The organism is Frankia sp. QA3, from assembly GCF_000262465.1.
Classification (GTDB): Bacteria; Actinomycetota; Actinomycetes; order Frankiales; family Frankiaceae; genus Frankia.
Map to the genome: position 1 here is coordinate 217,227 of NZ_CM001489.1, position 12,057 is coordinate 229,283.

Below are 12,057 nucleotides of genomic sequence, written 5' to 3' on the forward strand. Positions count from 1 at the left end.
TGGGGCAGCACGTTTGCCTAGAACTTAGTATACTTAGTTTACTATATTTGGATCTGGGTTTCGAAGATTCATGGGCTGGTTGTCGTCGGCTCGCCAGGGAGCTACCCAACCTAGATAACTATGTGATAGTTCTGAGCTACGCCGGTCGGTGGCGCGCACCGCGGGGCGTCGCCGAGCCGGGTGCCGGGTGACCGCACGGGCCCGGGAAAGGAGTCCGCCGTGGGCCACCGCTGCTTCGAGGTCGACGTCTCCGGCCGGGTCGCCCAGCTCGTGCTCAACCGGCCGGCCGCGCTCAACACCCTGCTGCCGGAGTTCTGGCGGGAGTTTCCCGACGCCGTCGCGCGGCTCAGCGACGCCGGTGACGTGCGGGCCCTGATCATCTCCTCGACCGGCCGGCACTTCTGCGCCGGGATGGACCTGTCCTCGTTCGAGCACACCGACCTGCTGCCCGGCGGCGACCCGGCGCGCGCCAACGCCGGCCGCAAGCGGCTCATCGCCCGGATGCAGGACGCCTTCACCGCGCTGGAGCGGGCCCGGATGCCGGTGCTCGCGGCCGTGCAGGGCGGCTGCCTCGGCGGCGGTCTCGACCTGATCACCGCCTGCGACCTGCGGTACGCCACCGCCGACGCCTTCTTCGTCGTCCAGGAGACCAACATCGGCATCACTGCGGACCTGGGCACCCTGCAGCGCCTGCCGACGCTCATCCCGGCCGGGGTGGCCCGGGAGCTCGCCTACACCGGACGGCGCCTGCCGGCCGCGCGGGCCCGCGAGCTCGGCCTCGTCAACGAGGTGTTCGGCGACCACGACGCGCTGCTCGCCGGGGTCCGCGAGATCGCCGCCGAGATCGCCGAACGCAGCCCGCTGGCGGTGTGGGGCAGCAAGGAGAGCCTGCTCTACGCCCGCGACCACGACGTCGCCGCCGGGCTCGACCAGATCGCGACCTGGCAGACGGGGGCCTTCCAGGCCGAGGAGGTCGCCGAGGCGATGCGCGGGCGCGCGGGCGGGCGGGCGCCCGACTACCCGAACCTGCCGGCGGTCCCACCGCTCTGACCGGCGCCCCACCGCTCTGACCGGCGCCCCACCGCCCGACAGCCGAACCCTTCCGAACGAGGAGCCGTCATGGTCGACGCCGATCCCGGCACCGGTGAACTCCTGGTCGAACGGGTGGACGGGGTCGCCGTCCTCACCCTGCACCGGCCGAAGGCACGCAACGCCCTGACCGCCCGGCTGATCCGGACCCTGCGGGCGGCGCTTGCCGCGGCGGACGCCGACGACGCGGTCGACGTCGTCGTCCTCACCGGCGCCGACCCGGCGTTCTGCGCCGGCCTCGACCTCGGCGAGGTGGCCGGCAGCGGCGAGAACCTGCGGATGGCCCAGACCCGCCCGGGCGACGGCGGCCCGCCGCCCGGTCTGCCCTGGGAGCCGATCGGCAAGCCGCTGATCGGCGCGATCAACGGCCCGGCGATCACCGGCGGCTTCGAGCTGGCGCTACACTGCGACATCCTCATCGCCTCGCAGCGAGCGGCGTTCGCCGACACCCACACCCGGGTCGGCGTCCTGCCGAGCTGGGGAATGAGTGTCCTGCTTCCGCGGGCGGTCGGTGAGCGGCGGGCGCTGCGGATGAGCCTGTCCGGGGAGTTCCTCGACCCGGTGGCCGCCCAGGACGCGGGTCTGGTCAGCGAGGTCGTCCCGCACGACGACCTGCTGCCCGCCGCCCACCGCCTCGGCCAGCGCATCCGCGCGTCGGACCCGGCGACCCGGGTGGCGTTCCTCGCCTCCGCGCGGGCCATCGCCGCGCAGGGCACCGCCGCCGGCGCTGGCCGGCCAGTCGCGCGCCTCCGCCGCGTGGCTGGAACACGGCTTCAACGCCGGCGGCGTCCCCGGACGCCGCGCCAGCATCGTCGCCGGGAACCGAGGCCAGCTCGCCGCCGCTCCCGCCGCGTCCGCCGCTCCCGCCGCGTCCGCCGCGCCCGGCTCGGGGGACGCGGGGTGACCGACGTCGATCCGCGGTTTCGCCCATCGGAGACCACGGTCGCCCAGCCCTGGGACCGGGTCGCCGCCGAGCTGGCCCGCCACGGTCTGCACCTGGACACCGACATCGCCCCCCGGCAGTTCGCCGGCGGTCTGGCGAACCTCAACTACCTGGTGCTCGTGGACGGCAGCCCCGCTGTGCTGCGCCGCCCACCGCCCGGGCCGTCGGCGGAGGGCGCCAACGACATGGCGCGCGAGTGGCGGGTGCTGCGCCGGCTCGGCGCGGGCTACCCGCTCGCCCCGCGCGGGGTGCACTTCTGCACCGACACCGGCGTGCTCGGCGTCCAGTTCCAGGTGCTGGAGTACCGCGACGGCGTCACCGTCGGCGCCACCGTGCCGCCCGCACTCGCCGCGGCCGAGCCGCCCGGCGCCGGCTCGGTGCCCAAGCGGCTGACCGGGACCCTGCAGGCGGCGATGGCCGCCCTGCACGCCCTGGACCCGGCGTCGGTCGGGCTCGGGGAGCTCGGGCGGCCCGAGGGGTTCCTCGGCCGGCAGGTGGAGGGCTGGGCGCGCCGGGCCGCCGCGGTGTACCCCGACGGGCTGCCGGCCGCAGCCAGGGCGGTGATCGGCTGGCTGCGCGCCGCCGTCGTCGACGTGCCGGCGGGCGAGGCGCGGCTGATCCACTGCGACCTCAAGTTCGACAACATGCTCGTCGACCCGGTGACCCTCGCCCCGGTCGCCGTCCTCGACTGGGACATGACCACCCGCGGCGACCCCCTGTTCGACCTGGCGGTGCTGCTGTCCTACTGGATCGAGCCGGACGACCCACCGGCCCTGCACGAGCTACGCCAGGTGCCCTCGCTCGAACCCGGCTTCCCGCGGCGCGAGCAGGTTGCCGCGGGCTACTTCGCCGCGGCGGGCCGCCCGCCGGCCGACCTCGGCTTCCACCTGGCGCTGGCCCGGCTGCGGCTGGCGATCGCCTGGATGCAGCTGCACCGGCGCTTCGCCGACGATCCGGTGGCCGGCCCCCGCTACGCCGGGTTCGCGCGGATCGCCGACGCCGTGCTCGGCTGGACGGCGGACCTCACCGCCACCCGCCCCTGACCGCATCCCAACGAGACCGCAGGGAAGAATCATGATCGATTTCAGTCTGCCGCAGGAGCTGGTGGATCTTCGGGAGCGGGTGCGGTCGTTCGTCGAGAACGAGATCGTGCCGTTCGAGCGCGATCCGCGGCTGACCGCGCACGGCCCCAACGACGACCTGCGCCAGGAACTCGTGGGCCTGGCGCGCAAGGCGGGCCTGCTGACCATCCAGGCGCCGAGGCGGTTCGGCGGCCGGGAGCTCACCCACATCGAGCAGGCGGTGGTCTACGAGGCGGCGGGCTGGTCGACGCTCGGACCGGTGGCGATGAACTGCGCGGCCCCGGACGAGGCGAACATGGGGCTGCTGGCGAAGATCGCCGACCCGGAGCAGCAGGAGGAGTTCCTGCGGCCGGTCATCGAGGGCCGGGCGCGCTCGGTGTTCGCGATGACCGAGCCGGGCGGCGCCGGCTCCGACCCGAACCAGCTGCTTACCGAGGCCGTCCGCGACGGCGACGACTTCGTGGTCAACGGCCGCAAGTGGCTGATCACCGGGGCGAACGGCGCGCGGACCTGGATCATCATGGCCCGGCTGGCCCCCGGGGCCGACGGGCTGGGCGGCCCGACGCTGTTCCTCACCCGGGGCGACACCCCCGGCATCGAGGTGGAGCGGGTCATGAACACCATGGACCGCAACTACGTCGAGGGGCATGGCGTGGTGAACTTCCGCAACCTGTGCCTGCCCGCCTCGGCGGTGCTCGGCACGCCCGGCGACGCCTTCCGCTACGCCCAGCTCCGGCTCACCCCGGCCCGCCTGACCCACAGCATGCGCTGGCTGGGCGCGGCCGACCGGGCGCACAGCATCGCCGTCGAGCACGCCCGCACCCGCACGGCGTTCGGCCGGCCGATCGGGGAGCACCAGGGCGTCGGCTTCCAGCTCGCGGACAACGAGATCGCACTGGACAACTGCCGGCTGGCCATCTGGCACGCCTGCTGGCTGCTCGACCGGGGGGAGCAGGGCCGGCACGAGGCGTCGAAGGTGAAGTGCTACGTGTCCGAGGAGCTGTTCCGCGTCGCCGACCGCTGCGTGCAGGTCCTCGGCGGCATCGGGGTGACCGACGAGACCGTCGTCGAGATGATCTTTCGGGATCTCCGGGCGTTCCGCCTCTACGACGGCCCGACCGAGGTGCACAAGCACGCCATCGCCCGACGCCTCCTGCGGGCGCGGACCACCACCCCCGCCGTCCCGGCGCCGGCGGCCTCGGGCGTCCCCACCGCCGGCTGACCAGGCGCCCCGCGGCCAGGAACGGCATGATCCGAGCTAAGGGACTGTTCCACCCCGAGACCGCGATCCATCCCGAAGCCGTGATCCCAGCCGAAGCCGTGACCCACCCGAAGCCGTGACCCACCCGCACGACGTGATCCACCCCGACGTGATCCACCCCGAAGGAGCGATGATGCCCGACCCCTCGACCCCCTCTCCCGAGGCCGGCTACGGCCCCTTGCACGGCGTGCGGGTCATCGAGCTGGCCGGCATCGGCCCGGCGCCGTTCGCGGCCACGCTGCTCACCGAGCTCGGCGCGGACGTCATCCGGGTGGACAAGCCGGCCACGGTGGGCACGCAGCCGGACTGGCTGACCCGCGGTCGGCCTTCCGTCGCGCTCGACCTGAAGAACCCCGAGGACCACGCCGGCCTGCTGGAACTGCTCGACGCCGCGCACGTGTTCATCGAGGGCTACCGCCCGGGGGTCACCGAGCGGCTCGGCCTCGGCCCCGACGAGCTGCTCGCCCGCAACCCCGCGCTGGTCTACGGCCGGATGACCGGATGGGGCCAGGAGGGTCCCTGGTCGCGCACCGCCGGCCACGACATCAACTACGTGGCGATCACCGGGGCGCTGGGCGCCATCGGCCGGGCGGGCGGGCCGCCGCAGGTGCCGCTGAACCTGGTCGGCGACTTCGGCGGTGGTGCGCTGTACCTCGTCGTCGGCATCCTCGCCGCGCTGCACGAGGCCCGCGACTCCGGCCGGGGCCAGGTCGTCGACTGCGCCATCGTCGACGGGGTGGCGTCGCTGTCGGCGATGATGTGGTCGATGATCTCCCGCAAGGAGTGGGGCGAGCCGCGGGGCACGAACATGCTGGACACCGGCCGGCCCTGGTACGACGTCTACGAGACCTCCGACGGCGGCTGGTTCTCCGTCGGCCCCATCGAGGCGCAGTTCTACGCCAAACTCGTCGAGCTGCTGGGCCTGCCGGAGTGGGCGGACGCCCAGAACGACGCCAGCCGCTGGCCGCAGATGCGCGCGGCGTTCGCCACCGCGTTCGCCAGCCGCACCCGGGCGGAGTGGGAGCAGGTGTTCGACGGCACCGACGCCTGCGCGGCGCCGGTCCTGAGCTGGTCGGAGGCGCGCGCGCACCCGCACCTGGCCGCCCGGGAGGTGTTCGTCGACCTGGGCGACGAGGTGGCCCCGGCCCCGGCGCCGCGCTTCTCCCGTACCCCGGGGCGGGTCGCCGGGATGGGACCGGCCGTGGGCAGCTCCACCCTCGCCCAGGTGAGACAGGCCTGGGGCCTGACGACCGCCGGCTGACGCAGGAGACGAATGTGAGCAGCGTGCCGCCGCCGGCCGAGCCGGCGACCACCATTGTCGATCTGCTGGAGCTGGAGGAGCTGGACCAGGACCTCTACCGGGCCCTGACGGTGTTCGAGGACCGGTACTCCCTCTACGGCGGGCAGGTCGCCGCCCAGGCCCTTCTCGCCGCCGGACGCACGGTGCCCGCCGGGCGCGTCCCGCACTCGTTGCACGGCTACTACCTGCGCAGCGGGGACGCCTCCCGGCCGACGATCTTCCGGGTGGAGCGGGACCGGGACGGCCGGTCGTTCTCCGCCCGCCGGGTCGTCGCCGTCCAGGGCGGCAAGGTCATCTTCAACATGTCGGTGTCGTTCCAGGTCCCGGAGGACGGCGCCGACCACCAGGTCGACCCGATGCCCGACGTCGGCGACCCGGACACGGCCGATCAGTTCCGCTTTGGTCGGCTGTTCTCGATCGAGGGCCGGCTGCCGAAGCAGCCCTACGAGGACTCCGGCTGGCCCACCCGGGTGTGGGCGCGCAGCACCGTCGCGCTGCCCGACGACCGGCTGCTGCACGCCTGCGTCCTGACGTACCTGTCGGACACCTTCACCGGCCTGGCTGCGTTCCCCGGCGGCGCGGCCCTCTCGGGCGCGAGCCTCGACCACGCCGTCTGGTTCCACCGGCCGATCCGGATGGACGACTGGGTGCTGCTCGACCTGGTCCCGCACTCGGCGGCGGGCGGACGCGGGCTGTACTCCGGCACGATCCACACCGCCGGCGGCGTCCTCGGCGCGAGCCTGAGCCAGGAGGCGCTCTACCGCGTCCACCGCGAGTCCAGCAGGCCGAGGCCGATGCCCCCCACGACGGGCTGACCGGGCCGGCGCGTCATCCCCGCATCCCCGCGTCCCCGCGACGTCGCGGCGGTGACCCCGATCCGCGGCGGCCGATGAGGACCTGTACAGCGCCCCGGGGCGGCGGGCGGCCGAGGCCGACGCCTCCCCGCAGGCCCGCCTGCACACCCAGCAGGCCATCGCCGCCCTCGTCCCCCGGCTGCGCAACCTCGCGCAGCCGGTGATCGCCGCGGTGAACGGGCCGGCGGCCGGCGGCGGGTTCGGCCTGGCGCTGGCCGCGGACATCCGGGTCGCCGCCACCTCCGCCCGGTTCAGCGCCGCGTTCGTCCGCATCGGCCTGTCCGGCTGCGACCTCGGGGTGAGCTGGCTGCTGCCCCGGCTGATCGGTGCCGGGCGCTCGCACGAGCTGCTGCTCACCGGCCGGCTCGTCGACGCCGCCGAGGCGGAGCGGCTCGGCCTGGTCAGCCGGGTCGTCCCCGACGGCGAGACCCTCGACGCCGCGCTGGAGATCGCCGCGCAGATCACGGCGTTGCGCGACAGGCGCGCGCCGACGTACACCAACAGCTGACCCCGCCCGCGGCGGGTGCGCGCGGGCTCAGCGGGGCGGGGTCGAGACGCGCAGGTGGTCGACGACGGCGGTGATCCGGGGATCGCGTGCGGCCGTGGCGCGCGACCAGACCAGGCCGAGTTGGAAGTCGATCTCTCCGGGAGCCAGGGGGACCAGGGCGAACACCGGGTCGGCGAACACCCGTCCGGCGGGCCCGGAGTTCGCCGAGCCGTCCTTCCTTGGACGTCGTGTCGTGTCGGGACGTCGTGTCGTGTCGGGACGTCGTGTCGTGTCGGGACGTCGTGTCGTGTCGGGACGTCGTGTCGTGTCGGGACGTCGTGTCGTGTCGGTGGATCAGCCGCCGTCGCCGACGTGGTCGCGCCAGGAACGTTGCGGCTTCCAGCCGAACAGGGCGCGGGCCCTGGCGATGGAGATGCCGCCGGCGTCGGGGCGGTCCAGCTCCCGCAGCGGGGGGCGTCCGAGCCGAACACCTCGGCGGTGAGCTCGGCGAGCGGGCGGCCGGCGATGTTGTCTGGCTGGGCGGCGTAGACGACCTCGTGGCCGGCGCTGTCGGCGGTCGCGGCCAGGGCGATCAGGTCGGCGAGGTCGTCGGCGTCGGGGGTGAGCACGAGGCTGGGGCGCACGGAGACGGCGGTGGTGTCGCTGCGGCGCACCAGCGCGTCGCAGATGTTCTCCCCGAGGGCCTTGGACAGGCCGTAGGCGTCCTGGGGACGCAGCGGGTGGTCCTCGTCGACGGGCAGGTGGTCGGGCAGGAACGGCCGTTCGGCGGTGACGAAGCCGGGGGCGGTCTCGCTGGAGGTGTGGATCAGGCGGGGCACGCGGGTGCGGGCGACCGCCTCGGCGATGTTGTACGTCGACTGGGTGTTGGTCGCGAAGATGACGTGGCCTGGGTCGTGCGAGGGCTCGGGGATGCCGGCGGTGTGGATGACGACGTCGGGGCGGGTGCGCAGGACGACGGCGATGGCCTGCCCGTAGTCGGTGAGGTCGGCGGGCAGGTAGGGGTCGAACGGCGGGCCGTGGCGGGCGGCGACGATGTCGGTCCCGGTGACCTGGTGGCCGTCGGCGCCCAGGCGCGCGACGACGCGGGAACCGATCTTCCCTCGGGATCCGGTGACCAGGACTCGCACGGCCGATCCTGACGTCTGCTTGTCGTCTGCCTGCTTGTCGTGAGCCCGCCGGGGCCTTCCTGGCGTAGGCCGGCGGGCTGGCCCGGCAGGGCGAACAGTGCCCTGTTTCCAGGCCTGTGCCGCATGCCGGGCCTGTGGGCCTGGCATGCGGCTCCGAAGACGCACATCGCCAGCGGCTTGCCGCCCGCGCGGACGTGCTCGACGACCTGCTCCGGGTCGGTGCCGGTAGTGGGCCTCGCCGCCCAGCGTCAGCAGCGGCGCCGCGAGCTGGGGCTGGTCCTGCTCGACGAGGAGGCGGCGAGCGGCGAGCTGCGGATCGGCCGGCAGTTCGTGCACCCGCAGCATCTGCCCGGCGGGCACGCCGTGGTCCTGGAGCCGGCGGGCGGCCTGCGCCGGGATGAGGGCCGCGGTCCAGGCGCCCACCGCGGCGTTGATCTCCGTCCGGTGGGCGTCGCGGCCGGCGGCGGTGGCGAACCGGGGGTCGTCACGCCGCTGCGGCCGGCCCACGATGTCGGCGAGCCGGCCGAACGCACCGTCGCCGTCGCCGCCGGCGCTCACGTCGACGGCGCACCACTCGTCGTCCCCGGCGCAGGCGAACAGGCCGCGCGGGGCATCGCCGCGCCGGTCGTTGCCCTCGGCCCGGACCGACCCGGGCCGCAGGTACTCCTCGGCGAGCCCGGCCCCCCTCTGGTAGAAGATCGTCTCGATCTGGGCGGTGCTCACCGTGCCGCCGCGGCCGCTGCGCCGCCGGCGCAGCAGCCGTGCCAGCACCGCCACCGCGCTGACCCGGCCGGCAACATGATCGGGGTAGATCGTGATCGCGTCGCAGAACCCGTCCGGGAGGTCCTGGTAGCGCCACAGCCCGCTGAGGCCGGCCGTGGCGCGCACCAGCGGCCCGTAGCCGAGGCGGCGGCTCCACGGGCCGGTCGAGCCGAACGCGCTGCTGTCGGCGACGATGATCCCCGGGTTCACCTGGGCGACCTCGACGGGCACGAAGGTCCCCCGCTCGCGGACGTGCTCGCCGGCCACCGTCGCGGCGGCGTCGAGCAGGGCGGCGGGCACGCCGAACCCGATCGACTCGGCGACGATCGTCTCCCGGGTGCGCTCGGCGAACAGCTTCCCGATCAGCGGGTAGAGCTCGTCGGCGGCGGCGAAGCGGGCGCCGAGGTTGTCGTACTTCGGCTCGGCGAACTGGGCCGGCTCGCCGAGCCAGCGGAACATCCCCTGCCACTGCCGCGCCGCGAGGATGCAGATCCGCACCCAGCCGTCGGCCGCGCGGAAGATCGGGTACAGGTGGCGGGCGTCCGGCCGCCCCCGCGGGAGGTCGCGCACCGTCGCCCCCGCGGGAGGTCGCGCACCGTCGCCCCCGCGCGGGCGCTGCCCGAGATGCCGTAGCCCGGGTCGAGGACCTGGGCGACCGCGGAGAGCACCGAGAAGTCGACGACGTCGCCGCGCCCCGTGTCCAGCCGGTTGGCGTACGCGACCAGCGCGGCCCAGGCGGCCTGCGCGGCGGCGCATTCGTCGGCCAGGAACGCCGGCGGCAGCAGCGGCGGCAGGCCGGGCAGGCCCGAGCGGGACAGCAGGCCGCCGATGGCCACGTGCACGTCGCTGCTGCCCGTCCAGTCCCGGTAGGGGCCGGTCAGCCCGAAGTCGGTGATGGAGACGACGACGAGGCCCGGGTGGGCGGCGAGCAGTCCCTCCGGGTCGAGGTCGAGCGCGACCTGCTGGTCCGGACGGGCGGTGTGCAGCAGGATGTCCGCGGTCGCCGCCAGCGTGCGCAGCCGTTTCCGGCCCGCCGCCGTGGTCAGGTCCACCACCGCGCCGCGCTTGTTGATCGAGTGGACCGCGAACGACAGGCTCGTCCCGTCATCGGTGAACGGTCCTACCCGCCGTGACGCCGCGCCGCCCGGTGGTTCGATCCGCAGCACCTCGGCGCCGAGGTCGGCGAGGTAGTGGCCGGTCGACTCGCAGCGGCCGTCCGCCAGATCCAGCACCCGCACCCCCGCCAGCGGTAGTTCCACGCCGAAAGGCCCAGCTCTGCCTCTCATCGAGACTCCTTTCTCGGCGGCGGCGCCGGGAGCCGCGGCGCGGCTGCCCGGCTGGGCAGGGGTCTGAGCAAGGGCGCGTCCCCCCTCGCCGGCCGAGCCGCCGATCGATCGTTCACCGGTTCCAGCGAACACCCGGTGCCGCGGCGACGCCATTGCGTTGCGTGCCGATCGGTCGTGCCAACAGACGCACCGTCGCGCGTACGGCCCGACCCCCCCGATCGTGGTCCCCCGCCAGCCGGCGGAATCCGCGGGACCACTGACCAAAAGGTCAGATGACTATGAACGGCCTCATTGTCATAGCCGAGATGGGCTACATGGCGAGTCGCATTGCCTTTTTCTGACTAGAAAGGTGGTGGTCACAACTACCTGGCCCTCTGTTGTTGGTCGGACGTTCACCTGGTGCTGCCACCCTCTGCTCGGCGCACCGGATGCTCACGTGCGGCGCGGCGGTCACCGAAGGGAACGACATGGGGGATCACGAACACCGAGCGGATCGTCACGGTGGGCGTCGGCGTCCGGGTTCAGCCGCGCCGGCCCGCCGGCCGCTGCGATCCGACACCGTGGCGCCGGCCGCCCGCCCCGGCGCGTTGCGGTCGCCCGCGCGATGACCGGGCCGCTCATCGTCGGTGTCGACGCCGGCAGCACCTCCCTGCGCGACGCCGACCTGCTCATCCACCGCCTGGTCGAGATGCTGGCCCTGCCCGGGGACACCGTCGCCTGCACCCACCTCGTCCGCGCGGAGATTCCACACGTGGCCCTGTCGTTCGCGCTGCCGCCGACGTGGCGCGAGCAGGGCAGCTGGCGACGCGTCGCGCACCTCGCCGGTGAGCTCGCGATCGTCGAGCTGACAGCCGCCCGGCGCGCCGCCGCGGCGGCGCTGGATGGGATGGGCCCGGCCGGGGGATACCCCGCCAGGCACACCCCGCATGTGGGATCCCCGATCGGGGGGAGTCGGGAGGGAACCCCCCGGACGAGGGAAGTCCTCGTCGGCAGCGCTGGCGCGCCCGGCGCGGTGGCCGGGCTCGTGGTCGAGTTCCTCGGCGTCGGCGGGCTGGTCAAGGGGCCGGTCGGGCTGGCCTGCGGGGCGGAGCAGATCGGTCCGCCCGAGCTCGCGGACGGCGCCGCGCAGGCCGTCGCGGACCACGCCGGCCGGCAGGGCGGGCGAGCCGTCGTCTATCCAGGTGTCGGCCGGCTGCGCGGCACCGTGCTGGTGGAGACCGTGCTCGGGCAGACCGCCGTGGGCCGTGTCGTCGCGCCCGCCGGGCAGGCCGAACCCCGCCGTTCGGACCTGCTGCGCACGCGCAACCATGTGCGTCCGGAATGGCGCGACGGTGTGCTCACCCTCTTCGCCGCCGCCGAGCGCGGCCGGGTCTTCGCACCGTTCGAGGTGCCCCATCCGGCCACCGTGGGCGGTCGGTAGCGCGCGCTGACCACGAGCATCCGTCACGGGAAGGGCGCGGGCCGCCCTCCCGCGCGCCATTCCACCCCGGTCCGAAAGAAAACACCGCCGATGTGCATGGCCACCTTTTCGGAGGTTTTCCCCGCGGCCGGGCCGGCCGTTAGGCGAGATCCTGCTGACGCATTGTCCCGGCTGCCGGCGGAACGCCGCACGGGCGGCGGCGGGGTCGACTTCCGATGCGGTCGCCGACGCCGCCGAAACCTGCGGGCGCGCAGTCGCTCCGTTTCGTCAACGGCATGATTCGTGGGCGGTCTTCGTGTCGGCGGTACCGTTCGGACCGGGTGGGTCGGGCGGGCTGGTACGCGGATGTCGCGCCCGGGTCAGTAGGTGCAGGTGGGGGCCTCGGGCGGGGCGGGCGGGCCGCCCTGGGCGGGGGCGGTGGCCCC

At 74.4% G+C, this 12,057-nt stretch carries 9 protein-coding genes and 1 pseudogene; 7 read left to right on the forward strand and 3 right to left on the reverse strand.

Annotated elements, in window-relative coordinates; genetic code table 11:
- The first annotated feature begins 219 nt into the window (after positions 1-219).
- From FRAQA3DRAFT_RS00840 to FRAQA3DRAFT_RS00870, 6 genes are all read left to right on the forward strand, one after another.
- Positions 220-1,050 carry an enoyl-CoA hydratase-related protein gene (locus tag FRAQA3DRAFT_RS00840; protein WP_009399255.1) on the forward strand — a complete coding sequence of 277 codons (831 nt, stop codon included), beginning with the start codon at positions 220-222 and terminating at the stop codon, positions 1,048-1,050.
- Positions 1,051-1,119: 69 nt separating this feature from the next.
- Positions 1,120-3,075, forward strand: a complete 1,956-nt coding sequence (locus FRAQA3DRAFT_RS35630; protein WP_009399256.1) for an enoyl-CoA hydratase — start codon at positions 1,120-1,122, stop codon at positions 3,073-3,075.
- Positions 3,076-3,106: 31 nt separating this feature from the next.
- The gene (locus FRAQA3DRAFT_RS00855) at positions 3,107-4,336 is read left to right on the forward strand and encodes an acyl-CoA dehydrogenase family protein (protein ID WP_009399257.1); all 1,230 of its coding nucleotides are present in this window, start codon (positions 3,107-3,109) and stop codon (positions 4,334-4,336) included.
- Between the two features lie 172 nt (positions 4,337-4,508).
- Positions 4,509-5,636 carry a CaiB/BaiF CoA-transferase family protein gene (locus tag FRAQA3DRAFT_RS00860; RefSeq protein WP_009399259.1) on the forward strand — a complete coding sequence of 376 codons (1,128 nt, stop codon included), beginning with the start codon at positions 4,509-4,511 and terminating at the stop codon, positions 5,634-5,636.
- 14 nt (positions 5,637-5,650) lie between these two features.
- A complete protein-coding gene (locus tag FRAQA3DRAFT_RS00865) occupies positions 5,651-6,490 on the forward strand; it encodes an acyl-CoA thioesterase II (RefSeq protein WP_009399260.1) in 840 nt (279 codons plus the stop codon).
- A gap of 178 nt (positions 6,491-6,668) precedes the next feature.
- Positions 6,669-7,037, forward strand: coding sequence for an enoyl-CoA hydratase/isomerase family protein (locus FRAQA3DRAFT_RS00870; protein WP_369809436.1), 369 nt, complete (start codon positions 6,669-6,671; stop codon positions 7,035-7,037).
- Positions 7,038-7,064: 27 nt separating this feature from the next.
- Here the strand turns inward: FRAQA3DRAFT_RS00870 and FRAQA3DRAFT_RS34390 are convergent, their stop codons facing one another.
- The 3 genes and pseudogenes from FRAQA3DRAFT_RS34390 to FRAQA3DRAFT_RS37945 form a co-directional block, all read right to left on the reverse strand.
- Positions 7,065-7,217 carry a hypothetical protein gene (locus tag FRAQA3DRAFT_RS34390; protein ID WP_157466973.1) on the reverse strand — a complete coding sequence of 51 codons (153 nt, stop codon included), beginning with the start codon at positions 7,215-7,217 and terminating at the stop codon, positions 7,065-7,067.
- 437 nt (positions 7,218-7,654) lie between these two features.
- Positions 7,655-9,406 (reverse strand): annotated as a pseudogene (locus FRAQA3DRAFT_RS36475) (CoA transferase); the annotation flags it as partial.
- On the reverse strand, positions 9,289-10,365 hold the full coding sequence (locus tag FRAQA3DRAFT_RS37945; protein ID WP_083873466.1) for a CoA transferase: 1,077 nt from the start codon (positions 10,363-10,365) through the stop codon (positions 9,289-9,291). The pseudogene FRAQA3DRAFT_RS36475 and the gene FRAQA3DRAFT_RS37945, both read right to left, overlap by 118 nt.
- A gap of 451 nt (positions 10,366-10,816) precedes the next feature.
- On the opposite strand from FRAQA3DRAFT_RS37945, the gene FRAQA3DRAFT_RS00885 reads away from it, so the two are divergent.
- Positions 10,817-11,632, forward strand: coding sequence for a hypothetical protein (locus FRAQA3DRAFT_RS00885; protein WP_009399262.1), 816 nt, complete (start codon positions 10,817-10,819; stop codon positions 11,630-11,632).
- Positions 11,633-12,057 lie beyond the last annotated feature (425 nt).